The sequence below is a fragment of the Arthrobacter nitrophenolicus genome (genome assembly GCF_000332815.1).
GTDB classification, from domain to species: Bacteria; Actinomycetota; Actinomycetes; order Actinomycetales; family Micrococcaceae; genus Arthrobacter; species Arthrobacter nitrophenolicus.
This window is the reverse complement of sequence record NZ_AOFD01000032.1, coordinates 1-23,802: the sequence shown is the minus strand read 5'-3', so window position 1 is coordinate 23,802 and position 23,802 is coordinate 1. Positions and strand designations below refer to the sequence as shown.

General features: G+C 63.7%; 23 protein-coding genes and 3 pseudogenes. 13 read left to right on the top strand and 13 right to left on the bottom strand.

What is annotated here, in order from left to right:
- Window positions 1–42: 42 nt before the first annotated feature.
- Window positions 43–315 carry a DNA gyrase subunit A gene (locus G205_RS12400; protein WP_009358268.1) on the top strand — a complete coding sequence of 91 codons (273 nt, stop codon included), beginning with the start codon at window positions 43–45 and terminating at the stop codon, window positions 313–315.
- 94 nt (window positions 316–409) lie between these two features.
- On the opposite strand, the gene G205_RS12395 is transcribed toward G205_RS12400, so the two are convergent.
- On the bottom strand, window positions 410–865 hold the full coding sequence (locus tag G205_RS12395) for a DUF6278 family protein (RefSeq protein ID WP_152419579.1): 456 nt from the start codon (window positions 863–865) through the stop codon (window positions 410–412).
- 296 nt (window positions 866–1,161) lie between these two features.
- Between G205_RS12395 and istA the strand changes: the two genes are divergently transcribed.
- From istA to G205_RS21750, 3 genes are all read left to right on the top strand, one after another.
- A complete protein-coding gene (gene istA, locus G205_RS12390; protein WP_009358267.1) occupies window positions 1,162–2,397 on the top strand; it encodes an IS21 family transposase in 1,236 nt (411 codons plus the stop codon).
- Window positions 2,394–3,152: an IS21-like element helper ATPase IstB gene (istB, locus tag G205_RS12385; RefSeq protein WP_009358266.1), complete on the top strand. Its 759-nt coding sequence runs from the start codon at window positions 2,394–2,396 to the stop codon at window positions 3,150–3,152. The genes istA and istB overlap by 4 nt, the downstream gene beginning before the upstream one ends.
- Window positions 3,153–3,227: 75 nt before the next feature.
- Window positions 3,228–3,680 (top strand): hypothetical protein, encoded by a 453-nt coding sequence (locus tag G205_RS21750; protein WP_152419577.1) that lies wholly within the window; start codon window positions 3,228–3,230, stop codon window positions 3,678–3,680.
- Between the two features lie 624 nt (window positions 3,681–4,304).
- On the opposite strand, the gene G205_RS12380 is transcribed toward G205_RS21750, so the two are convergent.
- Window positions 4,305–4,571: a hypothetical protein gene (locus G205_RS12380; RefSeq protein WP_009358265.1), complete on the bottom strand. Its 267-nt coding sequence runs from the start codon at window positions 4,569–4,571 to the stop codon at window positions 4,305–4,307.
- Between the two features lie 265 nt (window positions 4,572–4,836).
- On the opposite strand from G205_RS12380, the gene G205_RS12375 reads away from it, so the two are divergent.
- A complete protein-coding gene (locus tag G205_RS12375; protein WP_009358264.1) occupies window positions 4,837–5,217 on the top strand; it encodes a hypothetical protein in 381 nt (126 codons plus the stop codon).
- A gap of 106 nt (window positions 5,218–5,323) precedes the next feature.
- On the opposite strand, the gene G205_RS12370 is transcribed toward G205_RS12375, so the two are convergent.
- The 4 genes and pseudogenes from G205_RS12370 to G205_RS12360 all read right to left on the bottom strand — a co-directional run.
- On the bottom strand, window positions 5,324–5,596 hold the full coding sequence (locus G205_RS12370) for a hypothetical protein (RefSeq protein ID WP_009358263.1): 273 nt from the start codon (window positions 5,594–5,596) through the stop codon (window positions 5,324–5,326).
- Between the two features lie 119 nt (window positions 5,597–5,715).
- Window positions 5,716–6,084, bottom strand: coding sequence for an ATP-binding protein (locus G205_RS23585; protein WP_275450414.1), 369 nt, complete (start codon window positions 6,082–6,084; stop codon window positions 5,716–5,718).
- Window positions 6,048–6,341 carry an ATP-binding protein gene (locus G205_RS23580; protein WP_275450415.1) on the bottom strand — a complete coding sequence of 98 codons (294 nt, stop codon included), beginning with the start codon at window positions 6,339–6,341 and terminating at the stop codon, window positions 6,048–6,050. The genes G205_RS23585 and G205_RS23580 overlap by 37 nt, the downstream gene beginning before the upstream one ends.
- Before the next feature lie 148 nt (window positions 6,342–6,489).
- Window positions 6,490–7,647: pseudogene (locus G205_RS12360) on the bottom strand (DDE-type integrase/transposase/recombinase); the annotation flags it as partial.
- A 141-nt stretch (window positions 7,648–7,788) separates the two neighbouring features.
- Between G205_RS12360 and G205_RS12355 the strand changes: the two are divergent.
- The 3 genes and pseudogenes from G205_RS12355 to G205_RS12345 all read left to right on the top strand — a co-directional run bounded on the left by G205_RS12355 (window position 7,789) and on the right by G205_RS12345 (window position 10,914).
- Window positions 7,789–8,994 carry a site-specific integrase gene (locus G205_RS12355; RefSeq protein ID WP_009358260.1) on the top strand — a complete coding sequence of 402 codons (1,206 nt, stop codon included), beginning with the start codon at window positions 7,789–7,791 and terminating at the stop codon, window positions 8,992–8,994.
- The gene (locus G205_RS12350; protein WP_009358259.1) at window positions 8,991–9,929 is read left to right on the top strand and encodes a tyrosine-type recombinase/integrase; all 939 of its coding nucleotides are present in this window, start codon (window positions 8,991–8,993) and stop codon (window positions 9,927–9,929) included. Before G205_RS12355 ends, G205_RS12350 begins: the two co-directional genes overlap by 4 nt.
- Window positions 9,926–10,914: pseudogene (locus G205_RS12345) on the top strand (tyrosine-type recombinase/integrase). Before G205_RS12350 ends, G205_RS12345 begins: the two are co-directional and overlap by 4 nt.
- Before the next feature lie 120 nt (window positions 10,915–11,034).
- Here G205_RS12345 and G205_RS12335 read toward each other — a convergent pair.
- Both G205_RS12335 and G205_RS12325 read right to left on the bottom strand, forming a co-directional pair.
- Window positions 11,035–11,412, bottom strand: a pseudogene (locus tag G205_RS12335) (IS21 family transposase); the annotation flags it as partial.
- Window positions 11,413–13,034: 1,622 nt separating this feature from the next.
- The gene (locus G205_RS12325; protein ID WP_009358254.1) at window positions 13,035–13,442 is read right to left on the bottom strand and encodes a hypothetical protein; all 408 of its coding nucleotides are present in this window, start codon (window positions 13,440–13,442) and stop codon (window positions 13,035–13,037) included.
- Between the two features lie 1,216 nt (window positions 13,443–14,658).
- Here G205_RS12325 and G205_RS12320 point away from each other — a divergent pair.
- Complete coding sequence (locus G205_RS12320; protein ID WP_009358253.1) at window positions 14,659–15,333, top strand: recombinase family protein; 675 nt, start codon at window positions 14,659–14,661, stop codon at window positions 15,331–15,333.
- On the opposite strand, the gene G205_RS12315 is transcribed toward G205_RS12320, so the two are convergent.
- From G205_RS12315 to G205_RS12305, 3 genes are all read right to left on the bottom strand, one after another.
- Window positions 15,330–15,935, bottom strand: coding sequence for a hypothetical protein (locus G205_RS12315; protein ID WP_009358252.1), 606 nt, complete (start codon window positions 15,933–15,935; stop codon window positions 15,330–15,332). The genes G205_RS12320 and G205_RS12315 overlap by 4 nt on opposite strands.
- A 263-nt stretch (window positions 15,936–16,198) precedes the next feature.
- Window positions 16,199–17,263: a spore photoproduct lyase family protein gene (locus G205_RS12310; protein WP_009358251.1), complete on the bottom strand. Its 1,065-nt coding sequence runs from the start codon at window positions 17,261–17,263 to the stop codon at window positions 16,199–16,201.
- Between the two features lie 60 nt (window positions 17,264–17,323).
- Window positions 17,324–18,010: an LmeA family phospholipid-binding protein gene (locus G205_RS12305; protein WP_035752924.1), complete on the bottom strand. Its 687-nt coding sequence runs from the start codon at window positions 18,008–18,010 to the stop codon at window positions 17,324–17,326.
- A 139-nt stretch (window positions 18,011–18,149) separates the two neighbouring features.
- Between G205_RS12305 and G205_RS12300 the strand changes: the two genes are divergently transcribed.
- From G205_RS12300 to G205_RS12290, 3 genes are read left to right on the top strand one after another with little or no spacing between them, the layout of a single operon-like run.
- Entirely contained in the window at window positions 18,150–18,794 is a 645-nt protein-coding gene (locus tag G205_RS12300) for a biotin transporter BioY (protein WP_009358249.1), read from the top strand.
- 10 nt (window positions 18,795–18,804) lie between these two features.
- Window positions 18,805–19,533 carry an energy-coupling factor ABC transporter ATP-binding protein gene (locus G205_RS12295; RefSeq protein ID WP_009358248.1) on the top strand — a complete coding sequence of 243 codons (729 nt, stop codon included), beginning with the start codon at window positions 18,805–18,807 and terminating at the stop codon, window positions 19,531–19,533.
- Window positions 19,530–20,165, top strand: a complete 636-nt coding sequence (locus G205_RS12290) for an energy-coupling factor transporter transmembrane component T family protein (RefSeq protein WP_009358247.1) — start codon at window positions 19,530–19,532, stop codon at window positions 20,163–20,165. The genes G205_RS12295 and G205_RS12290 overlap by 4 nt, the downstream gene beginning before the upstream one ends.
- A 22-nt stretch (window positions 20,166–20,187) precedes the next feature.
- Here G205_RS12290 and G205_RS12285 read toward each other — a convergent pair whose 3' ends face one another.
- Together G205_RS12285 and G205_RS12280 are read right to left on the bottom strand one after the other, a co-directional pair.
- Window positions 20,188–21,396 (bottom strand): thiolase family protein, encoded by a 1,209-nt coding sequence (locus G205_RS12285; RefSeq protein WP_009358246.1) that lies wholly within the window; start codon window positions 21,394–21,396, stop codon window positions 20,188–20,190.
- Window positions 21,365–22,771, bottom strand: coding sequence for a class I adenylate-forming enzyme family protein (locus tag G205_RS12280; RefSeq protein ID WP_009358245.1), 1,407 nt, complete (start codon window positions 22,769–22,771; stop codon window positions 21,365–21,367). The genes G205_RS12285 and G205_RS12280 overlap by 32 nt, the downstream gene beginning before the upstream one ends.
- Window positions 22,772–22,830: 59 nt before the next feature.
- Between G205_RS12280 and ypfJ the strand changes: the two genes are divergently transcribed.
- Window positions 22,831–23,712 (top strand): KPN_02809 family neutral zinc metallopeptidase, encoded by an 882-nt coding sequence (ypfJ, locus tag G205_RS12275; RefSeq protein ID WP_009358244.1) that lies wholly within the window; start codon window positions 22,831–22,833, stop codon window positions 23,710–23,712.
- Window positions 23,713–23,802 lie beyond the last annotated feature (90 nt).

Sequence of the window (23,802 nt, the reverse complement as noted above, 5' to 3'; positions counted from 1 at the left end):
CGAAGGATGCTCCGAGGCCTCTGGTCGTGCAAGAATCGCGGCATGGATGAGGATGAGCGACATGCGAGGGACGAATTAGCAACCCTTGAGGCTCTTTTGCAGGCAATGGATCGGCGCGATGAGATGTTCCGGGTGGTTGACGATTCCGAGACAGTGGACGAAGCAATCCGTCGTGTGGGTCAGCTGTTGGGCATCGGGGCCGTGAGCAGCCGGGCGGTCATCGACCTGCAGGTGAGAAGATTCACCGGAGGCCAGCGTCGGGCCATGGCTTCCCGTGCAGGAGAACTCAGATCAATGTTGCTTGATGCGCGCTAAGCGTTCGGTGAACGAAGGTCGGCTGGGAACCTATAACGCGACGCGCGACCAGCATCTTGCCGGTAAGTCACCAGCATCAATATTTTGGGTTCGCTCAGGTTTCTGACGTCACCATTTCCAGTACGTGCGCATAATTTTGCATGAGCGTAGGTATCCCCATGGTTAGTCGCCTTTCGGCCACGAAAACCACAGAGACAGCTGTGGTCCGGTTTACCTGGACGCATGGGCTGTCTTCTTCTATCCAGTGCGCCCCGGGAATAGTGTGCGTGAGTACGTCACCGTAGAACATGCCAATGGCACGGACGAGCTTTGCCAGTGCGGCCCGGTCGGGGTGGCCGTCCATAAGTTCGTCGACGGCGGCGAGGCCTTCTTTGGAGCGGGGAAGTTCCTTCCCAACAGCGCGGAAGTGGGCCAGTAGCTCGTCGTAACCACCCACATTGGTCGGAGGAGTCGCTGGCACTGCAGACGCCGGTTTGTATTCGGCGTAGCGGCGAGGAAGTCCTTGCGGGAGTTGCTGGAGTGGTTCATCTGAGCGGCCAGTATCCGTCATCTCGAAAGACTAGCCGGGTGCCGGCTGGCTCGAACAGGCTTATCGGTTCCCGGAACCCGCCAAGGACGCCGGAAAACGAAAAATAAGCGGGACTGTCGGCAGACGATCCTTTACCGTGCGCTTACCTGCAACTGGTCATATCGGTTTCATTGCGGAACAGCTGGACCCATGCTTTGTTTCCCGCTGCAGTTCTAGGCTGGCAACACAACAAATTCTGCTTGGGGGTAGTGTTGACGCCAACCGAAAATAGGGCCAATAACGCCAACTGAAAATGAGGCCACTGACCATTATGGAAGGTGATCACATTGGATGTTTGGGCGCAGATACGCCACCGATACGCGACGGAGAAGATCTCCAAGAGGGAGCTGGCTAAACAGCTCGGGGTTTCGCGGGGGACGGTGGACCGGGCGTTGGAGGCAGAGCGGCCACCGAAGTATGAGCGGAAACCGGCCGGTTCGAGCTTTGATGCTTACGCGCCACAGGTGCGGGCCTTGTTGGTGCAGACGCCGACGATGCCGGCCTCAGTACTGGCCGAACGCGTCGGCTGGACGGGCTCTGCATCCTTGTTCCGGGACAAGGTCCGTGGACTCCGGCCCGAATATATGCCGGCGGATCCGGTGGACCGGCTGGTCCATAAACCGGGCCAGGCGATGCAGTGCGATTTATGGTTCCCCCATGAGCCGCTACCCCTGGGGCACGGGCAGGAGGGCAAGCCTCCGGTGCTGGTGATGACGAGCGCGTTCTCCGGATATATCCAGGCCAGGATGCTGCCGACCCGCACGACCTTTGATCTGCTTGGCGGGATGTGGTCGCTGCTGCAGGAGGCCGGCGCGGTCCCGAAGCAGCTGGTCTGGGACAACGAATCAGGGATCGGCCAGGGCCGGCTGACCGAGCCGGCGGCGGCGTTCGCGGGCGTCCTGGGCTGCGAGATCCGGCAGTTGCCGCCACGGGATCCGGAATCCAAAGGAGTGGTGGAGCGGATGAACCGTTACTTCCGCCAAGGCTTCATGCCCGGACGGACGTTCGCGTCCCCGCTGGATTTCAACGATCAGCTCGCGGACTGGCTGCCACGCGCGAACGCGCGCTACTCCCGGACCCGTCATGGCCGTCCGATCGAGCTCTTCGTCCGGGACCGGGATGCGATGCGCCCGTTAACGCCAGTGGCGCCCGAGTTCGCCTTCCGCAGCAGCGTCCGGCTACCACGGGACTACTACGTGCGGGTCTTCTCCAACGACTATTCCGTGGACCCGGGCGCGATCGGGCGGATCGTGAACGTCGAAGCAGACCTGGAAAAAGTCACCGTGAGCGCAGACGGCCGGCTACTGGCCAGCCATGAGCGGCGGTGGGCCAGGCACCAGATCTTCACCGACCCCGGCCACGTAGACAAGGCCGCCTCCCTCCGACGGATCCACCGCAGCGTCAAGGCCGGACGGTCCACGGTAGTGGAGGAACGTGACCTGTCGATCTATGACGAACTGTTCGGCGTCGCCATCCCCGACGATGCCCGCGAGCTCTCCGGGGCAGCACGGTGAACGCTGCAGTGAAGGACATCGAGTACTACGCCCGCGCACTGCGCGCCCCGCGGATCGCCGACGGCTACCGTACCCTCGGCGACCGGGCCCGGGAGGCAGGCTGGTCACACGAGGAATACCTCGCCGCTGTCCTCTCCCGCGAGGTTGCCGAACGCGAAGCCTCCGGGGCCGCCCTGCGGATCAGGGCCGCGAGGTTCCCCGGACACAAGCTGCTGGAGGAGTTCAACTTCGACCACCAGCCCGCCGCGGACCGGAACCTCGTCGCGCACCTGGGAACTGGGGTCTTCCTGGAGGAAGCCAAGAACGTGGTCCTTCTGGGCCCGCCCGGCACCGGGAAAACCCACCTGGCCGTCGGGATCGGGATCCGGGCCGCACACGCCGGGCATCGCGTCCTGTTCGACACCGCGACCGGGTGGGTATCGAGACTGGCCGAAGCCCACGACCGCGGACGCCTGCCCCAGGAACTGGCCAAGCTGCGCCGTTACAAGCTGCTCATCGTTGACGAAGTCGGCTACATTCCCTTCGACCAGGACTCGGCCAACCTGTTCTTCCAGTTAGTCTCATCCCGCTACGAACACGCCTCCCTGGTGCTTACCAGCAACCTCGCCTTCAGCAGGTGGGGCGAGGTCTTCAGCGACGCGACAGTGGCCTCGGCGATGATCGACCGGATCGTTCACCACGCAGAAGTCCTGAACCTCACCGGTAGCAGCTACCGGCTCCGGAACAAGACAAGAACCCAGCTTCAGGCACAATAGAACAGCAACCCGTGGCCCTGTTTTCAATCGGCAAAACTGGCCCTATTTTCGGTTGGCGTTAACAGGTAGAAATAAATGAAACGTGGACGTTTGGTAGAAGCTGCCGTAGCAACCTTTATGGTTGCGATCCCACTCACGGGGTGCGCGCCCCAAGACCAACCGCAAAGCGAAAACTTACGCACATTCAGTTCTATCGATGAGGCATACACTGCCGTCGATGGCATCCTGGGCTGTGAATCTGATCCTGCTGGCGAACCGATAGTTCCTATCGGCGATGGTGTTCCGCTCACGGCAGCACAGAAACTGTGCTTTGAGAATGTCCAGTTAGACCTTTACCCGGATCAAAACGCCCTAAGGGAAAGCTACCAGCTCTTGTCTAACACCAATCAGGGCAAGATCCATCTCGTATACGGCAAGAATTGGATGGTCGTCGACTTCAGCCGCAAGGCAGGCGGGCAACCCTCAACGTGGAACACCGAACGACTGGCCAAGGAACTGAACGGCGAATACGCCAGTGTCGGCACATAGCGGGAACCGCGCGCAACGCTTTTCGGGGCGTCCGCTTGAGGTTCCTTGGAGATCTGATCGACGGCGTAGGCTCGCACTATGAAGCCTCGGGGAGTAATTCTGCTGGCTGTAACCGCGGGTACCGCCGTGCTGGGATCCGCCCTCGTGGTCGGTAGCATGGCAGGCGCAGACCGAGCATGTCCAGCAATGGGCTGGGCGTTTGCGGGTGACGTAGAACTATCCTTCTCCACCCCGCCGGAATCGGTGTTAGCTTGTTTCGGCGAGGGCTGCATTCCTGAGCAGGTGACGAAAAACGCGGAAGGTAAATGGCTAGTGCCGCAATCCCCGCCCTACCTGATTCCGCCGGTCAGCGTCACCTCGATATACGTGGTCGCCAGCACTACCTCTGGAAATCGCCTAACGAGTGCCCTGCCAATAGAAACGGAGTCCACAGGCGAATACCCCTTTGGACGCGAGTGTGGTGGACCTTTCAGATTCAAGCCAGTACAAGTGGTCCTCGGCTAATACTCATCGTCCGGAGAGGGTTCCCAACCGACCAACCGTCCGCGGGACGCTTCCCATGGTTCCGAGGAGAAACCAGGACGAGCAGTGTAATTGCGACTTAGGGCCATCGGAGCGTGGCGATCATCCAAAGAAATCTAATGGCGCTTCCGCAACTGCCCACTGCATGTTTTCAATCGTGACCTGTTCGATAACGAGCAAGCGTTTAACGGTGAAGATCCGGCCTGCTTGGATATCGGCAGCTATGTCTTGTTGCAAGCGAACGGGATCATAGAAGCTCACGCTTATCAGCGAGCCGTCGATGCGCACTGCGGCATCCAGGTAGCCTTTGGCCTCGAATTCCCAGGCGTAATCACCGAAACCAGGCGGTAGGACGAGTTCTCTGTTCACTGGCGGGTCACCTCTTATTGTGAAGCTCGTTTAGTCGTTTCGGAGCTTTCTCGACTCGGCATTTGTGGCTCAAGATAGCATTCGGAGCAAGCCTGACTGCCTGTCGTACATTGTTTTGTGCCCCGAGCGTCTAGTGGTGGTTGTCTTGAATGGAACCTTGAAGTTGTCCCGTTAGCGGCTCCACGAGGAACCCTCAACGGGGCACGTTCTGGCAACACGAAGCCAAATCCAACCGGATCCCTGGCCGAGTGATTACCTAGCCAGCATGAAGAATGAATTTGTTCGTTATCAGGCAAGCGTTCCCAACGACCGCGGTTCTTACCCGGGCATTTTCGCTCTAGCCAACGGCTTGGCTAAGGATGGCAAGCTCAGCTCCCAAGACTGGGCTTCCTGGCGCAGTGCGAACGATCACTATGACACCGCATACACAGACCCAACGACGATAGACAGATCGATTTACGATCGCACGATCAACCCTAGAGCGCAGTCTTGGTTCAAGTGCAGTGCCATGCACCTGTTGACTGGAGTGGAGTTCTACACGGAGCTTCTCACCCGGTACGGGGTGGGCTGGCAGGTCCTCTACTCCCACGATCCAGGAAACGTTCTTTATGAGGACGACGTCCAAATTGTTGTCGCCCCTTATTAGGAAACGCCTTAGATCGCGGTAGTTAACCCTCTGTGGGACGGTCCGGTTCAAGCCCAATTCAGATTCAGCGCGGTGAATTGGGTATGTCGTGCTTTTGGCCGTGTTCCTATGGCTCGGATCCGGTGACGAAGCCAAAACTCACGGCACCGTCATTGGAAGTGCTCATTTGCTGTACTTCCTGCAGCAGGGCTCGCGTGGGCGTCACTAGTCTCGTGGCCACGCCGGTGTCGCGATCTACAACCAGAGAGCCGAAGATTCCGTTGTCTTCGCGGTGACGGAGTATCAGGATCGTCTCCCGTTTGTGCTGCTCGACAGCGACTGGATGGTATTCGTCACGCTGTCGGCCCCAGATCGGCAGCGACAGTGTGTCAATGGCCATTAGTTTCTGCCCACTGGCGGCCAGTTAAAGTGCCCGCCGGTGGCCGTTAAAACTGCCCGGTGATGGCCAACAGATCTGCCCACTGAGGGTTACGGCGGGGGTTGGCCATCCGGGTCGTCTTAGTTCAGTTGGGTGACTCCTTTTCCGGCGAGGGCTTGGGTGAGGCGGATGGAGTCGCCGCTTGTCTGGCAGACGTGGGCGTGGTGCAGGAGCCGGTCAACGGTGGCGGTGGCCAGGGTTTTCGGCATGAGCTCGTCGAACCCGGCCGGGTGCAGGTTCGAGGAGATCGCGACAGAGCGTTTTTCGTAGGCGGCATCCACGACACGGTAGAGGCCTTCGGCGGCGTCGGTGGCCACGGGCAGGAGCCCGATGTCATCGATCACGACGAGTTCGGCGCGGAGTATCCGGGTGACGGCTTTGGTGACGCTGTCGTCGGTGCGGTGGGCGCGGATCAGGGCGCCGAGGTCCTCGAGTCTGAACCAGGCCACGCGCATGCCGGCTTCGACGGCCTGCTGTCCGAGGCTTCGAGGAAGAACGTTTTCCCGGTGCCTGAGGGCCCGCAGACGACCAGGTTCTCCCTGCGGGTGATCCATTCCAGTGTCCGGAGTGCTTGTTGGGTTGGTGCCGGGATCGACGAGGCAGCGGGGTCCCAGGCGTCGAAGGTTTTCCCGGTCGGGAAGCCTGCCGCCTTGCGGCGGGTGGCGAGCATGGACCGTGCCCGGCCGGCTGTTTCTTCGGTGAACAGGGCCTTGATGACTTCTGCCGGTTCCCAGCGCTGGCTCGCGCGGTCGCGATGAGTTCCGGGGCCAGTGCCCGGGCGTGGGGCATTTTCAGCTGCCGCATCAGTGCTTCGAGGTCTGCGGGCAGGGGCGGGGCGGCGGTGGTGACGGGGCTCATCGGTTCTGCTCCTTCGACGTGGTGGAGGGTCCGGCGCCGAGGCCGGCCCAGGCGCTGGTGCCTTGGGTCAGTGACCGGGTTTCGTTCGCGGCGTGGGTGGTGGTGCGGCGGATGTTGGCGTTCAGGATTGAGGGCAGGTCACCGTGGGCGAAGCGGCCGTGCAGGGCGGCGTCGCCCAGCGCCCGGTCGACCGCTTCGGTGCCGGCGATTTTGGCCAGGGTCACGGCCTCAGCCATTTTCACGTTCATCCTGCCCGTTCCTGCCGCGGCGGCCTCGATGAGCCAGGTTCTGGCGCCCTCACCGATGGCGAGGAACTCGGCCTCCCCGGCGGTGCGTGCCTTCACGGCGTAGTCGCCCGGGATCCGGGTCCTGGTTCCGGGGAAGTGCTCCTCGATGACCGCGGGGCTGCCGGGCCTGGCCCGGTGGTGGCGGGCGACCTCGACCGGACCGGCGGGGCCGTGGTGGACGATGATGACCTGTTCATCGGGCCCGGTGCCGTGGGAGCGGACGAATACCCGGGCCCCGAGCAGATGCGCCGGGACGGAGTACTGGGCGTTCTCGAAGGTCACCATCGGGGTGTTCTCCGGGACGGTCCGGGCCAGCCCGAACGCGATCGTGTGGGCTGTGTCGGGGATCCGGTGCAGCCGGGGCTGTTCCTCAGCCAGAACGGTAGCCGGTCTGCGGCGGGTGGCCCGGTGTTCGCGGTGGTTGACCTCGTCCATGAAGGCCTGGCAGGCGGCCTCGAGCTCGACGAAGGAGGCATACTCGGGTCGGAGGTTGGTTTCTGTCGGGACGATGTCGGCCTTAGCCAGCTTCACCGATGCTTCGACGCCGCCTTTCGTGGCGGGGTCCGCCGGCTGGCAGGTCAGCACGGTGACCCCGTAGTGGCGGGCGAAGTCCAGGGTCTGCTGGTTCCGCACCGGGACCCCGGCGACGTGAGCGGTGGTCACGGTCTTCTCGTTATCGGTCAGGACGTAGGTCGGTGCCCCGTCCAGGATCCGGAAGCACCGGTCCAGAGCTGCGAAGACGCTCGGCGCGGTCCGGTCCCGCAGCGGGATGACGATCCGGAACCTCGAGAACGCCAGCCAGGCCACGAACAGGATGGTCTTCACCCCACCGATCCGCGGCCCGTCGCCGAAGTCGTACTGCAGCCACTATGCAGAACCCGGAATTATGCGGAAAGTACCCCGACAGCGGATGGGAACCGGCACCATAACGCTGGTCTGGCCCGGATAGCTTTCTGCATAATCGCGGGCGGCTCATGCTTGTTTTCTCGATACGGGAAGGTGAGCAAGATGACGAAGTATTTTCCGGGGCCGATGACGGGCCCCTTGGCGCCGTATGTGGCTGGCTACCGGGAGTTATTGGCTGGGCGTAGGTATGCGATGTCAACGGCGCAGCAGTTGGGTTCGCTGGTGGGGCGGTTGAGCCGTTGGATGGATGCGCGCGGACTGGATACCGGGGCCCTGACGGATGAGGTGCTGCAGCGGTTCGTTGACGAGCTGGCTGAGGAAGCAAACTGGATGCGTCCGACACCGGCGTCGTTTGTTGGGTTGATGCAGTACTTGCGCCGCTTGGGCGTGATCCCGGTTCCTGAGCCGCCACCGGACCGGACGAGTCCGGAACTGATCATTCTGAGGCGGTTTGAGCGCTACCTCCTGAATGAGCGGGGACTCGCGGCCAAAACAGTGCGGAACTATCTTCGGGCAGCCAGTGCATTGATGGACTGGCTGTCGGCTCGTTCCCGTTCCCTGGAGACCATGGGCGGGGCGGAGGTCATTCTCTTCACCACCGGTTTTTACGGTGCGCAATCGGTCGGAAGCGTCAAATATACGATCACGGGGTTGCGGTCCTTTCTGGGCTGGGCGTTCATGGAAGGTCTGTCTGACCGGGCGTTGGCTGGCGCGGTGCCGTCCGTGGCCAGCCACGACAGCAACATTCCGCAAGGCCTGAGCATGCCGGAAGTGGATGCGCTGCTGGCCTCGTGCGGCCGGGACACTGCGACGGGGCGGCGTGACTACGCGATTCTGGTCCTGGCGGTCCGGCTGGGGCTGCGTGCCAATGAAGTCGCCTCCCTGACGCTCACGGATCTCAATTGGCGCACCGGGGACATCGTCCTTCGGGGCAAGGGGCGCTGTGAAGAGAAGCTCCCGCTGCCTCAGGATGTTGGATCAGCCTTGGCGGAATACCTGCGACAAGGTCGGCCCGAGGGTGCCGGCGATGCGCTGTTTCTCAGGGTTCACGCACCCGTGGGAGGGCTGGCATCTGCCGGGGTTTCCGAAGTGATCCTGGCCGCGAGCAGGCGTGCCGGGCTTGAGGGAATCCATGCCCACCGGCTCAGGCACACCGCGGCAACTCAACTGCTGCGTGCCGGTGCTTCCTTGGCCGAGGTCGGCCAAGTGCTGCGCCACCGCAGCCCTGCCACCACGGCCCAGTACGCAAAAGTCGACGACAAGTCGCTGCGTGCGCTGGCGCTGCCTTGGCCTGGGAGCCAGCCATGACCATGCCCCAGAACGACGTAGCGTTGATGGCCGAGCAGTATCTGCACATGCGCCGGAGCATGGGCTACAAGCTGAAGCAGCAGGGGCAACTGCTACTGGATTTCATCAAGTACTTTCAGCGCTCCGGCGACACCCATCTCACCAGCTCGCGGGTGCTGGAATGGGCAACACTGCCAGCAGGCGCCGACCCGGTGTGGTGCTACGCGCGCCTGGGCGCGGTGCGTCCCTTCGCCCAATACTTGCAGGCTTTCGACCCCCTCACGCAGGTCCCTGAACAGTCGCTGCTGCACGATGGGTACCACCGGCCGGCGCCTTACATCTTTTCCGATGACGAGTTGGACCGGGTGCTGGCGGCCGCAGACCGCCTCACCCCCAGCTTCCGTGCCCGAACCTACCGAACCTATATTTCATTGGTTGCCGTGACAGGCATGCGGCGCAGCGAAGCCACCAACCTGGACTGTTCCGACGTCGACTGGGGCCAAAGGCTTTTGACGATCCGGGAAGCAAAATACCGGAAAGCGCGGCAGCTGCCGCTACATCCGAGCACGGTGGCCGCCCTGAAGGAATACTCGGGCATCCGGGACACCGCCTATCCGCATCCCAAGGATCCCGCCGTGTTCCTTTCCACCCGTGGCACGCGCCTGATCGCGGACAACGCCAGCCAGGTCTTTGCCCGGCTGGCCCGGGAAGCAGGAGTGATTCGGCCCGGTTTTCGTCACCAGCCCCATCTACATGACCTGAGACATGGTTTTGCCGTGAAAACTCTTCAGGCCTGGTACCGCACGGGCGTGGACGTCGGGCCGCTGCTGCCGGTGCTCTCGACCTACCTCGGGCACCAGAACCCGGAAGCGACGTACTGGTATCTGAGCGGGACACCGGAATTGATGTCCCTGGTATCGGAACGGCTCGGCTCCTATCTGGCGGAGAAATCATGACAGCCCTGGCACCGATCCTGGAGTCTTTCTTCTTCCGCCGGCTCATGGGGCAGCGCCGGGCAAGCCAGAACACGGTGGCCTCATACCGCGACGCGTTCCGGCTGCTCCTGCACTACGCCAAGGAGGAAACCGGCAAGGCACCTCAAAGCCTGAAGCTTGAAGACCTCGATGCCACTTTCATTGGCAGCTACCTTGCCTGGCTAGAAAGAAGCAGAGGGGCCAGCATCCACACCAGAAACGCCCGGCTGGCGGCTATCCGGGCGCTGTTTCGGTACGCGTCCTACGACTTTCCAGAACATGCTGAACTCATCCAACGCGTGCTGGCGATCCCGGCAAAACGCTCCGACACGGCCATCGTGACCTACCTGACGGAAGAGGAATCCACCGCCCTGATCAACGCGCCGGATGCCTCAACATGGCGGGGGCGACGGGACCGGACGCTTTTGCTCGTAGCCATCGTCACTGGCCTGCGGGTCAGCGAAATTGTCAACATAACCGCAGCCGATGTGCACCTGGAATCCGGCGCCTACCTTTCCTGCCGGGGCAAGGGCCGCAAGGAACGGATCACCCCCTGGGCAAGGACGCCGGTGCACGCCTCAAGGCGTGGCTTGCAGAGCAAAAACCACAACGACTGGCCCCACTCTTTCCCGGTCCCTCGGGCCAGAAACTGACGCGGGATGCGGTGGCAAAAATCGTTGCCCGGCACGTCAAGACGGCAACGAAAGACTGCCCATCCTTGGCTTTGAAGACGATTTCCCCGCACACGCTACGCCACACCTGCGCCATGCGGCTCCTGCAGGCCGGGATCGATATTGCCACCATTGCCCTCTGGCTTGGCCATGAAAACATCCGCACCACCCAGATCTATCTCCACGCCGACCTGACGCTCAAACAACGGGCGCTTGACAGGACGGCCCCACCAGGATCCCGCCCCGGCCGCTACCACCCACCCGACGAACTGCTGGCCTTCCTGGAAGGCCTGTAATTATGCAGAAAGCTACCCGGGCCAGATCGCCGTGATGGTGCCGGTTCCCAGCCGCTGTCGGGGTACTTTCCGCATAATTCCGGGTTCTGCATAGTGGCTGTTATGAAGAATTCTTCATAACAGCCACATCCCCGGCTCGGTAATCCACGGCCGGTGCACACGCACATGGCCAAGCCGCCAAGCGGCCTTGACCTGCGCGATCGCCCGGCGCGTGGACCGCTCCGACCCCACATAACCAAGGGCCATCAGCTTCTCGTGGGCCTTATCGGCCCGGATCCGGCCCTTGGACGCCTCGACCCATTCCTCGATCTTGGGCAGGTAAGCATCCGTGACCCGGGGTCGGGGAACAGGTTCGGCGATCGGCCGGCCGGCGTCCCGCGCCGCGACGTGCCTGGCAACGGTGTGATGGGAGCAGCCCGTGAGCTCGGCCGTGGCGCGCAACGATCCGGTCAGATCGTAGGCAGCAAGAATTTCCATGATTTCTCCGTCATGCTTCATACAGGGCCTCTTCCTGGGACGACATTTGGTGCGACTAGACACCGTCATCAAATCCCGGGGAGAGGCCCCCACCGCTTAAGACGCGGCAGGTTCAGTTGAGGAAGTGGGCAGATCTCATGGCCACCGGTGGGCAGTTTTACTGGCCGTCAGTGGGCATTTTCGTGGCCGCCTATGGGCAGTTTTTCATGGCCGCTAACAACAGTGGAAATGCGAGCTGCACTTGCTCTGCGAAGGAGCCCGGTATTCGGTCAAGACTTAAATGTCTGGCTTCTTCCCCATCGTGCAGTGTCAGAGTTTGGGGGTCAAAAGACTGTGTCCGCCCGGTTTTGAGACTAGCTGATGACCATCGCATAGCGTTCGGGTGGACGGTAATTGCGAACTGTTCGACGAGGCTACCGTGCTGGCATGTGGACTTGGCGTCGTACTGGTGTCCGTGGCCGCCACTTATTGCTAATCCGATGGCAATGGCTAGTTCCTCTGCAGCGTTGGACGTCATATCGGTATCCTCGCACGCGACCCAGAGGTAAGCGCGCGGACCCGACGGCTCACAACCCTAGCGTTTGAGCCAGGAAAGTTTCGAGGCATCGACCGATGAAAGGGAACCCTCAATGGAACACTCCCCATTGAGGGTGGCGTAGCTTCACCTTCTGCAGCACTCCTGTGGAGCCCAGCCGGAGTCTATATTGAATGGCATGGAGCCCCACGGAGCCAAGCGGAAAAAGGGTCGTGTGAGCAAATGGGCCACCACGCCCGAGGGCTGGATGGGCGCCGAGTCTCAACAGCTTTCACCGTTGACGCTCCTGCTAGTTCTCATAGGCCCAGGCTTCCTCGCATTTGGCCTTATTCAGGCCTTTTTCGGAACCTTGGCAGGTCTCGTTGCTTTCCTAAGCCTAGAACTGGCTGTGCTTGCGATGGTCCGGCGTGATTACGCCCGAAAAAAGGCGGAAGAAGCCCCCAAAGCTGACACTCCAAGCAAGGGGCCCCCTGATCGGGAAGGTCCTCATGATTAGCGGGCAACTAGGTTTAGCACTCATGTTGATAGGCCTAGTGATGACTTTCCCCATAACTATCTTCGAGTCGCGCTACCCGCGTCAGAAAGGCAAGTCGTGGGGTTCGCGGCGGATCGCGCTAATGACCCTAGGCTTCACAGGGGTCTTGCTGTCCCTCTTTGCAAGCGCAGCAATGTTTTTGACCGCCAGATCCGGGGGATACGACCCCTGATCGACATGCGGCCGGCTCCGGGGCCGTCCCGCGGCTGGCCCTGACCTGGTGAGCTGGCATGTCGCCGCGTGGTAAGAATTTTTACTTGGCTGCCGAAGCCAAAAATGGGCATCATGGTGATGTTAGATGCGTTGACGAAGAGTCGAATTAGCAACCTTCACCGGCACGGCTACCACTAAAGGCCGTTTTACGGTCGTGCTTGTGCCACTGGAGTGACTATCACACTCCCTGTGGAGCGCTTTATACCCCACAGGAGCACAGACCCGTCTTCTTTCCGAACGGCTACGGTTTGTTTGACCGTCAACACCGGTCCGCTTGGGAATCGCGATCAGGACAATTCTTCTTCCTCTATCAGATACCGGTACGGGAACTGACCCCATGGGCATGCCTTTTGAATTTTGTCACCGCAGGTCTTCGAAGGTTTCCTCGCCTGGGCGCCAGACCATCCAAGATCCATCGGGGAAACCCTTCAGTTCGGCAATCTCGACATGGACCTCTTCTACCGCTGGATGGATTACTACCGTGCCGGTATCGAGTTCGATTCGAATCCCAGTTCCTGTTTCTTCGCTAGTGGACATCACGGTGCCTGGAGTCATTCGGCGCAACGCGTCACCGTAGCCTAGGTCCTGCTCATGCCAGAGGCGACCCGCCCGCTCTACGAGGGGCCAAACATAGCAGTTGAGGGTAACGGGGCAACCGGCATCAGGAGCTCCATCAAACCGCAACTGGACATAGCTGTTGAGCACGAACTCGACGGAATACATCCGGTCGCCCACCAAGCGCGAAAGCAGTTGATTCGGAAAGTACACCGTATTTCCCCCTGGCTAGCCCCTCTTGCTTGCTGTAACTATGACATGACGCCACACTTCGGGAAGCTCCAACGGGACGTGAACAACAGCCGGGCCGTGTGGGAAACCGCTGACTACAGCTCAGAACGCCTTCTCTGGCGAATCGTAAGGACAGCCCGGATGACCATGTACAGGCAAGTTGCCGTCATCAGCAAGTAGGCGTAAATCCGCCAGGAAACGTCGTCTGAAAACAACTCCATTAGTCCGAAAGCCCCCCACATCAAGGTTCCGATCCCCGCAAACACGAGCATTGCTCGGGGCGCTTCGAGCGGTTTCATGGCCTCTCCAGACTTGGTCCATTACCTATTTTCGCGGGCAGCAATTGGACGCGAGCGTCCGACGACTGGTCGTGGCGTCAGCGTAACAGCGACTAACCCACAGTGGGACTTCCCCGGCTGGTTCATCCTCTGCGCAGCGGTACCACTGTTACTCAGCCCGTATTGGTTAGCAGGTTAACGACTCCAAAAATTAGGAACCCCGCACCTACTGAAAGAAATATCAGACCGGAGACGTAGCCGTATCGGAGCCGTCGTCGATAGGCTTCCTCATAATTGATGTTCTCGTTCACCGCCGAAGAGAGTTTGGCTCCCATATGTGAAAGCCGTGAGCGGCCCCAGAACGAGATAGCTCCGATCACCAGAGAGATGGAGCCGAAAACTATAGGGCCAAGCATCTGGTTCAATCAGGCTCCCAGAACTGTCGTAGTCGTAATGGGTCAAGAAGCCATAGGCTGTTTGTTCACAAACTACTACATGTGGAACTAAGCCGAGCGCACGAGTTTAACGTGCGATTGGACAATTATTCCCCGCGGCTAATCGTCCCGCAGAGGCCCGGCGACGAGGCGTCCCGTAGGCCCGTGACTCCTTGGGCTGATCCGGATCAACGAACTTTATGGACATCGCAATTTCCTGGTGTGATCTCCCGTTGAGGAAGCCCTGTGTCGTCCAGGCAGGACCCCGCCTACGCAACGTCTCGATAGCCGGTCCTGCCTCTAATCACTGGCGATTCAGGACAACCTCTGGCTCAACGGGCCAGCCCGTGCAGACGGCTTTGGACATTGGTGCAGACGACTTCTGAAACTGACAAGAGTTTTCCGCAGCGTTTGAGCAAAAGACCTGCAAATACCCCGCCGAAAAAACTGCCCGCTGAAGGTCGCCCAAGCGCTACAGTTCGCGCCATGACAGCACTACATATCGGCTACGCCCGCGTATCAACGGCCGAACAGGAACTCACCGCGCAAATCAACGCTCTCCGCGCCCTTGGCGTCGAGGACGAGCAGATCTTCGTCGATCACGGATACACCGGCACCAACAGGGCCCGCCCCGGACTGCGGGAAGCCCTGGCGGCATGCAGGAAAGGAGACACTTTCGTCATTACCAAGCTTGACCGGCTCGCCCGATCCCTTCCTGATGCACGTGACATCGTGGAGGAACTCACCCGGCGCCAGGTAAAGCTGAGCATCGGCGGCAGCATCCACGACCCCAATGACCCTGTTGGCCGGCTGCTCTTCAACATGCTGGCCATGGTGGCCGAATTCGAATCGGACCTGATCAGGGCCCGAACCAGGGAAGGAATGCAGATCGCCAAAGCCAAAGGGCGCCTGCGGGGCAGGAAGCCCAAGCTCTCCCCCGCCCAGGAAAAGCTCCTTGTAGACACTTACCGGCGCGGCCAGCACACGACCGCTGAAATCGCGGCGCTGTTCAACGTTGCCCGGTCCACCGTGTACCGCACTATCCAGCGGACGCCAGTAGAACCTGAACCGCCGGAAACGAGGCGTATCAGGCGGTTTCCGGCTCCCGGCCAGGAGACGGGGACCAAGAGAAAGGGCACGACTAAACCAGGAATCGGCTAACCCTGCGTTGGCAGCACCAGCAGGTAGCCCGCCGGCAGGTCGGTGCTCCAGCGCCGCGGCTCGCGGATCACGAACTGCGTTGCCAGCTGTTCGGGCGTGAGCAGACTGTTGGGGACGGGCGACGGACCCCACCGCTCGCTGCCGTGCGGGTACAGCGGATCAAGGACCCGGACACCGGTGACGGTGAACTCCGGGAACACTGCCGGGTCGCCCACCGCTTCAAACCCGCTCATCACCCACGCGTGCCGGCCGCTCCACATCACAAGCCCCACCGGGCGGCCGGTCTCGGAAATGGCCCGCGCCGCGGTCCGCAGCGCGTCCTGATAGCCAGGCACGCTGACCACTGAGTACGGCCCCATGCCCACCTCGGTCAGCACCTGTGCCCATCCCCGCGGGTTCGCCCCGTTGTACGAGTTGGACGACCGTGCCCGCGCCATCTCCCACAGCTCCCCCTGGTGGGCCGAAGCGCTCCACGTGCCGCCGCCCGTATCGTCGATCAGGTTGTGCGCCATCTGGATGCTCGCCGCAACGCACCAGTCAAAGGTGTACTGCGGCACAAAGTCCCCCTCCTGGTACAGGTTGAGGGCGAACGGCTGCGGCACCGGGGGCGGTACGGGAGCCTCCGTGGGAGTTAGAGCCTGCGTCCGGGCAGGAGCCGGGGCAGCTGGCGGCGCGGCGGCGGGTTCCGGCGCGGCCGGAGGGGCAGAAGTGGCCGGCGCCGTTTGCGGCGAAGAATTTTCGTTAAGGCCGACGGCGGGCGCACAGCCAGCGAGGACGGTCACCAGGCAACCAGCCAGGCAAACAGACGGTATCGGGCACCAGTCATGGTCGAACAAGTCTAGCGCGGCCGGTCCGGCTTCAGGCCTCAGAACGCATAGCGGATCCGGCAGTACGGCGCGATCTTCTGGATCAGCGCGGTCAGCTGCCGGACGTAACCGGCCTTGGCTCCTGAACGGTAGCGGACGTTGCTGAAGCCGTTGGAGGACACCTTCGATTCCTGCAGGTCCGGGCGCCACAGCACCTTCTCAGCCTGCGGATGCCACCCCAGGTTGACCTCATGGAGCCGCTCGTTGTGCGTCAGGAAAATGACCTCCGCAGCGAGCTGCGCCTTCGCGGCATCCGTAAGGGTCGCGTCGAGCTGGCGCAGCAGCTCCTCCCAGTCGCTGAGCCAGGTGTCCGTGACGATAACGGGCGAGAAATTCACGTGCACCTCGTAGCCAGCGGCCACAAAGTCGTTGATGGCTGCCATGCGCTCGGCCACAGGCGAGGTCCGTACGTCCACCGACTTGGCCAGGTCCGCCGGCATCACGGAAAAGCGGACCCGGGTGTGCCCGCCGTGGTCCCAATTGAGCATCGCGGGGTTCACGTACTTGGTGGCAAAGGACAGTTTGGCGGTGGGCAGGTCCCGGAACAGCGAGACGAGGTCCTCCACGTTGTCGCTGACCAGCGCGTCGACGGAGCAGTCGCTGTTTTCCCCGATGTCATAGACCCAGAGCTCGGGATCACACTGGTTGGGCTCCAGCTTGATGCCCTGACGCAGGACGTGCCGCTCGAGTGCCCCCGCGATCTGGTCAATGTTGGCAAACACGGTGACCGGATTGCTGTACCCCTTGTGCCGGGGCACGTAGCAGTAGGCGCATGCCATGGCGCAGCCGTTCGCAGTGGAGGGTGCGATGAAATCGGCGGACCGGCCGTTGGGCTTCACGGTCAGCGCCTTCTTGACGCCCAGCACCAGCGCTTCCGTTTTGATCCGGGACCAGCGCGGGACGTTTGTTTCGTCGCCGTGCAGTTCGGGAATGTTCCAGTGGTTGTCCACCGGCACGACGTCGGCTTCCGGCCATCGCGCGACGATCTCCTTGCCGCGTGGCAGCTCCAGCGCCGCCGGCTGGGCAAAGATTCGCCGGATCTGCAGCAGCCGGTTAAAGTCCATGACTCCATTCTCCCAAGGCATCCCCTGCCAGCCGGGCCGTTAAGCCCAGGGCATCACCCCTTACGGCGCGAGCCGGACGTCCTCGCCGCGGAGGCTGACACGAAAGCCATCAGCGCGCACCGCGACGTCCCGGAGCACGAGTCCCTCCGGCAGCCCCTCAACATCGTGCTCAATGGTCACGAGCCTGCGGACGACGGCGGCAGTCGCGTCCGAGAGAAAGCCAGGACCGCCGAAGTCGATCGAGCGCGGCTCGACCACAAGCCTTCCGGCCGCCACCTCGACAGTGCCGGTGGCTGTGACGCGCAGTTCCCGGCCGAAAGCCTCAACTGTGCGGACCACCCTGGCCTCGCCGCCTCCTGCTGCCCCGACCACTGCCCCGTCACCAAGCTCGCCGGCGACGACGTCGAACGGCACGGTGGCCTCAACGTCGAGCCGTGCGGCAGCCATCCCGTCCGGCCCCGACACCACGTCCTGCCCGGTGGCCCGGACGTCGCGCAGCAGTGAGCCTCCCGCAGCCACCGAGCCCGCATCAAGCGACACATCGGAGAACCACACCCCACCGTCAGGCAGGTCCTCTGGAGGCACTGTCCCCACCGGGCTTGCCGCGCCCGGGACCGGTGAAGGTCCGTCCCCGTTCCTTCCGGCGGGGTCGCTGGCCGCCCACCAGAGAACCACGGCTGCGATACCCAGGACAACCAGCATGCCTGCGGCACCAATCAGCCACTCCCGTATCCGTGTCCACCCCATGAAGCCATTGTGGCAGTTGGCTAAGTCCCTCAGCCTCCGCCCGCCCTTTTAGTAGGGCACCTACAAAATGGCCCCGGTTCCATCCCGGTAGCGTCGGCAGTACATTAGATTCCGCTTGTACAACCCCGACAGGAACCCCATGAGCAACACCGAAACCGCCGCCACAAAGACCCCGCATGCAGGCCGCCGCCGCTGGAACGCCACGGACCTCGGCCTGATCGCCGTCTTCGCCGCCCTGGTGGCCGCCTCGGCACTGGTCCCCGGCCTTGCCGTCAACGGCTTCGGCGTCCCCATCACCTTCCAGACCCTCGCCGTCATGCTGACCGGCCTGGTGCTCGGCCCCGGGCGGGGCTTCGCCGCCGTCGGACTCTATGTCCTGCTGGGCCTCGCGGGCCTGCCGATCTTCAGCCAGGGACGCAGCGGCCTGGGCATCCTCGCCGGACCGTCCGCCGGCTACATCATCGCTTTCCCCATCGCCGCGGGAATCGTGGGCTGGCTGGCCACGGTGGTCATCCGCCGGACCATCAAGGCCCGGGCACTGTGGCTGTTCCTCTCCGCCACGGTCACCAGCGTGGTGGTTGTGCACTCGCTGGGCATCGCCGGCATCGTGCTGAACACCAAGGCCACCTGGGGCCAGGCCTTCCTGAGCGATGTTGTGTTCTACCCCGGCGACATCATCAAGAACGTCCTGGCTGCGCTTATCGCCGTCGCCCTGCACCGGGCCTTCCCGGACATCCTGGTCCGCAGGGTCAAGCGGACCGCCCCGCAGCCCGCGCAAGCCTAGGACCCTGGCCATGCCCAACGTGACCTTTGACCAGGCAGCCGTAACCGTTCCGGTGGACCATCTCCCGGAACCCAAGGTCCTCCTGGACGGCGTGAACCTGCAGCTGACGGAGCGGCGGGTGGGCGTCATCGGTGCCAATGGTTCCGGAAAGTCCACCTTCCTGCGCCTGGTCAACGGGCTCGTCCAGCCCAGTTCCGGCCGTGTGCTGGTGGACGGCGCGGACACGGTCCGCTCGGTCCGGGCCGTGCGCCGCACCGTTGGGTTTGTTTTCACCGATCCCCTCTCCCAGCTGGTCATGCCCACCGGCAGGGAGGACGTGGAGCTGTCCCTGCGCCGGTCCGTGAAGAACGGTGCCGAGCGGCGGAGACAGGCGGAAGACGCCCTGGACCGGCTGGGCCTGCTGCACCTGGCGGACCAGAGCATCTACGAGCTGTCCGGCGGCGAGCGGCAGCTGGTGGCCCTCGCCGCCGTCCTCGCCGTCGAACCCGCCGTCCTGGTCCTGGACGAACCGTCCACCCTGCTGGACCTGCGCAACCGCGAACTGCTGCGCCGGACCCTGGCCGGCCTGGACCAGCAGATCATCATGTCCACCCATGACCTGGACATGGCCCTGGACATGGACCGTGTCCTGGTCATCGACCAGGGCAAGGTGGTGTTCGACGGCGCTGCCGCCCCCGCCGTGGCCGCCTACCGGGCGCTCTGCCTGGCAAGCCTGGACGCGCAGGAAGCGCAGCCGTGAGGGGCCACGGCTTCCTGCTCGCCAACTACGTCGCGGGGGACTCGCTGGTCCACCGTGCGCCGCTGGCATTGAAGTTCCTCCTGGTGTTCGCCTGCGGCCTGGCCTCGTTCGTGACTGTGGACTGGCGGATGTCGCTGGGGATGCTTGGCGCTCTCTGCGGCCTTTTCCTGCTGTCCGGCGCGGGCCCCAAGCGGCTGTGGGGTGCCGTCCGCCCGCTCGCTGCCGTCCTGCTGGTCATCGGACTCTTCCAGTGGTGGCAGCTGGGCGCCCCGACGGCGGGCAGGATTGTCCTGAACATCCTGGTCTGCGTGGTGGCCGCTTCCCTGCTCACCGCCACCACCCCGGTCCACAAACTCCTGGACGGCGTGGTCAGGGCGGCGGGTCCCTTCAAAAGGTTCGGGGCCGATCCGGAACGCTTCGCCCTGACCATCGGGATCATGCTGCGGAGCATCCCCTATATTGCAGGAACCTTCGCCGACGTCCGTGATTCCGCCCGGGCCCGGGGCCTGGAACGCAATCCGCGGGCCCTGGTCCTGCCGGTTTTCATTACCTCGGTGGCGTTCGCGCGCCAGACGGGCGAGGCTCTCGCGGCCCGCGGACTGGGCGAAGCCGACGATGAGGCCGAAGACTGAAGCTCCCTCAGGTGCCCGGGGCCTAGCCGTCCTGGAGCTGCCGGTACTCCAGCAGGGCGGCCGTGCCCATCCCGCCGGCGCTGCTGATCATGGCCATGGCCAGGCTGCCCGGAGTGCCCGCCCGGCGTGCCTGCGCCAGGAGGCGTGTTACCAGGACGGCGCCGGATGCCCCGTAGGCGTGGCCCAGCGCCAGCGCACCGCCGTCGATGTTCGCCCGTTCCGGCGCGATCCCCAGCTGGTCCAGGCAGGCCAGGGTCTGCGATGCAAATGCCTCGTTGAACTCCACAAAGTCCAGCTCATCGGCGGTCCGGCCGGCCCCGGCAAGGGCATCGCGGGCGGCTATGGCGGCCCCCACGCCCAGGATCTCGGGATGCACACCAGCGGTTCCGGTGCCTAGGACTACCAGGCCGTCGGCGGCACCCATTGCCCGTGCCCGTTCAAGGGACGTCATGACGACGGCGGACGCGGCGTCGGCGTCGAAGCAGGAGTTTCCGGCGGTGACGGTTCCGCCTTCCACAAAGACGGCCGGGAACCGCGCCATCACCGCGGGAGTGAGGCCGCGGCGCGGACCGTCATCCGCCGCCACAGTTCCGGAAGTGGTGGGCACGGCGACCAGTTCGCCGTCGAAGTGCCCTGCGTCGGCGGCGGAAAGGGCCCGCCGGTGGCTTGCCAGCGCGAAGGAATCCTGGCGCTCCCGGTTGATCCCAAATTGTTGGGCCACTGTTTCGGCAGCCGGGCCCATGTCCGGATCACCGAAGTCCGCCGGCACAAACTGGGCCCGCCGGTAAAAGTCAGCGCCGCCGTCGTCCGTCCGGTGGGCGCGCAGGGGTGCCGTGCTGGTGCTTTCCACTCCCCCGGCGAGGAAGAGGGGGCTGCCGCCGGCTGCCACCAAACGGGCAGCGAGGACGATGGCGTCCAGGCCCGAACCGCACTGGCGGTCAACGGTGATGCCCGGAACACTGACCGGCAGGCCCGCCTCCAGCAGTGCCAGGCGGGCCACGTTCCCGCCGCCGCCCACGGCGTTGCCGATGACCACATCGTCGACGGCTGCCGGTTCCGTTCCGGTGTCGGCCAGCAGTTCCCGGAGCACGGGTGCCAGCAGCTGGTGGGCCCGCAGCCTGCCAAGGGCCGCGTTGGTGCGGCATACCGGGGTCCGCCTGGCGGCGACGATCACCGGCTGCCGGTCCGCCGGCAACACTTCAGGCGCCAAGGTTCCGCACCCGCCGGTCATGATGGTGAATCCAATCGAGAAGCATGGTGCGGCTGATCTTGCCGGCGCCGGTCACAGGAAGTTCCGAGAGGACGAAGTACTGCAGCGGCCGCTTGTCCCGGGGCAGGATCCCCTCCAGGCCCGCCCGCAGCTGCGCCGCAGTGACCCCGCCGGCGGACGGAACGATGCCCGCCACCACGCGCTGGCCGCGGAGATCGTCCGGCATTCCGGCAGCCACCGCGGCGGCAACCCCGGGCACCGCGGCGAGGGCAAGCTCCACCTCGTGCGGATAGACATTCTTGCCGGAGGTGAGGATCATGTCCGCGCGGCGGCCCAGGATGTGGAGTTCCCCTGCCTCCAGATAGCCCTGGTCCCCCACCGTGAACCAGTCACCGAAGGACCGCAGGGCCTGCCCGTCGTCCCCCCACAGATAGCCGTTGCTGACCATCCCGCTCCGCACGCAGATGTTGCCGGACGCGCCGCCGGGCACCGGCCTCCCGTCATCGTCGAGGATGGCAACGTCTACTCCGGGGAAGGGATGGCCGATGCCGGTTCCGCCGACGGCCGCGGGCTGGCCGGCAGGCAGCCCGGCCCCGGAGACGAAGCTCAGTTCCGAGGCGCCGTAGTACTCATAGATGGTGGCGTGCGGCGCCCAGCGCCGGGCAGCCTCAAGGGTCCGGGCGTCCAGTTTTGAACCGGCGCAGATGATGGTGCGCACCCCGGAGGCGTCCACGCAGCCGGTGAGGCCGCGTTCGCTGAGCATCCGCAGCATGGTGGGCACCAAAACCAGCCGGGTGACGCGGTCGTGGGTGATCGCGGAGTGGACGTCCCCGACGTCGAAATGCTCGAGCGTCTGGAATTCCGAGCCGGCGTAGAGGCACTCGCTCAGCGCGTACAGGTTCAGGCTGGCCGCCAGCGGTCCGGGCGCCAGCGTGACGTCATCCTGCCGCAGGCCGAAGAACTCGATGGAGGCGTCGAAGGACTGCTGCCAGGAGCGCCGGGACCTGGTGAAGGCCTTGGGCACGGACGTGGTGCCGGACGTCAGCCCAATCAGGAAGGTGATGTCCCCCGGCCCGTCGCGAAGTTCGTCATCAGGCGAGACCGCCGCGGGCAAAGCGGATGAATCGATGCGGCGGATGATGTCGTCCTGCAGGTGCTTGTGCCAGGCGGGATCCAGGACGGCGCACTGGCGCCCGCCCGCCACGGCGGCCGCGTAGTTGACGGCGAAATCGACGGAATTGGCCTCGCACAGTGCGGTGACCGCCTTCGTCTCCGCAACCTGGCCGGCCGCGGCGTCCCGGAGCTCTGCCCAGGACAGGCGGCGGCCCGCGATCACGACGGCGGTGTCGTTGGGCCGTTCGCCGGCCCATCGCTGGATTCTGTTGAGGAAAGGCATCGGATCAACTTTACCGGCCTGCACGGATTGACTTCCGGGCCCAGGGGTAATGTGACTTTATGAGTTTCAATGACAATGTGCAGCTGGATCCCTCGCAGGTCCAGGACCGGCGCGGCATGGGGCGGGGCGTCAAGGTGGGCGGCGGCATCGGTGGCGGGCTCATCCTGCTGATCGCGGCGCTCTTCGGCATCAATCCCCAGCTCCTCGAAGGCCTGGCGGGCGGCGCGGCCCCTGCCCCGCAAAGCGAGGGTACGGCGCCGGCCTGCGAAACCGGGGCCGACGCCGACGCGCGCGTGGACTGCCGCATCACCGGCACCGTCAACAGCCTCAACGCGTTCTGGCCCGCCTACCTGGAGCAGTACAGCGTCCAGTATCCGCAGCCCGAGACCGTGATCTTCGACGAGGCGGTGAGCACCGGCTGCGGAACGGCCTCCAGTGCCGTGGGACCGTTCTACTGCCCCACGGACACCACCGCCTACTTCGATCCCGGGTTCTTCACGGAACTGGTGAACCGCTTCGGTTCCTCCGGCGGGCCGCTGGCCCAGGAGTACGTGGTGGCGCACGAGTTCGGCCACCACATCCAGAACGTCCTGGGCTACCTGGACCGCGCGCAGCAGGATCCGCAGGGCCCTGAGTCCGGCGCCGTCCGGGTTGAACTGCAGGCCGACTGCTACGCCGGGCTGTGGGCAAAGCACGCCTCCACCCAGCCGGGTCCGGACGGCCAGCCGTTCCTTGAGCCCCTCACCCAGCAGGACCTGAATGACGCGCTGTCCGCGGCTTCGGCGGTGGGCGATGACCGGATCCAGGAAGCGGCCACCGGACGGGTGACGCCGGAGGCCTGGACGCATGGTTCCAGCGAGCAGCGGCAGCGCTGGTTCTACCGCGGCTTCGAAACCGGCGACATCAACCAGTGCGACACGTTTGCGGCGCCGAGCCTTTAACCCATCGATTGCTCCGTAACCGCCGTTTTCGGCCTTCATAAGGGCGGTTACGGAGCAATCGAAAACGGGACGACGACGGCCCGGCCACCT

Coding starts and splice junctions, on each gene's coding strand:
- G205_RS12320 (WP_009358253.1), top strand. CDS start 14,659: ATGACAGCACTACATATCGGCTACGCCCGCGTATCAACGGCCGAACAG.
- G205_RS12305 (WP_035752924.1), bottom strand. CDS start 18,010: ATGGGGTGGACACGGATACGGGAGTGGCTGATTGGTGCCGCAGGCATG.
- G205_RS12395 (WP_152419579.1), bottom strand. CDS start 865: ATGACGGATACTGGCCGCTCAGATGAACCACTCCAGCAACTCCCGCAA.
- ypfJ (WP_009358244.1), top strand. CDS start 22,831: ATGAGTTTCAATGACAATGTGCAGCTGGATCCCTCGCAGGTCCAGGAC.
- G205_RS12295 (WP_009358248.1), top strand. CDS start 18,805: ATGCCCAACGTGACCTTTGACCAGGCAGCCGTAACCGTTCCGGTGGAC.
- G205_RS12310 (WP_009358251.1), bottom strand. CDS start 17,263: ATGGACTTTAACCGGCTGCTGCAGATCCGGCGAATCTTTGCCCAGCCG.
- G205_RS12300 (WP_009358249.1), top strand. CDS start 18,150: ATGAGCAACACCGAAACCGCCGCCACAAAGACCCCGCATGCAGGCCGC.
- G205_RS12280 (WP_009358245.1), bottom strand. CDS start 22,771: ATGCCTTTCCTCAACAGAATCCAGCGATGGGCCGGCGAACGGCCCAAC.
- G205_RS12350 (WP_009358259.1), top strand. CDS start 8,991: ATGACCATGCCCCAGAACGACGTAGCGTTGATGGCCGAGCAGTATCTG.
- G205_RS12370 (WP_009358263.1), bottom strand. CDS start 5,596: ATGGCCATTGACACACTGTCGCTGCCGATCTGGGGCCGACAGCGTGAC.
- G205_RS12400 (WP_009358268.1), top strand. CDS start 43: ATGGATGAGGATGAGCGACATGCGAGGGACGAATTAGCAACCCTTGAG.
- G205_RS21750 (WP_152419577.1), top strand. CDS start 3,228: ATGAAACGTGGACGTTTGGTAGAAGCTGCCGTAGCAACCTTTATGGTT.
- G205_RS12285 (WP_009358246.1), bottom strand. CDS start 21,396: ATGACCGGCGGGTGCGGAACCTTGGCGCCTGAAGTGTTGCCGGCGGAC.
- G205_RS12355 (WP_009358260.1), top strand. CDS start 7,789: ATGACGAAGTATTTTCCGGGGCCGATGACGGGCCCCTTGGCGCCGTAT.
- G205_RS12375 (WP_009358264.1), top strand. CDS start 4,837: ATGAAGAATGAATTTGTTCGTTATCAGGCAAGCGTTCCCAACGACCGC.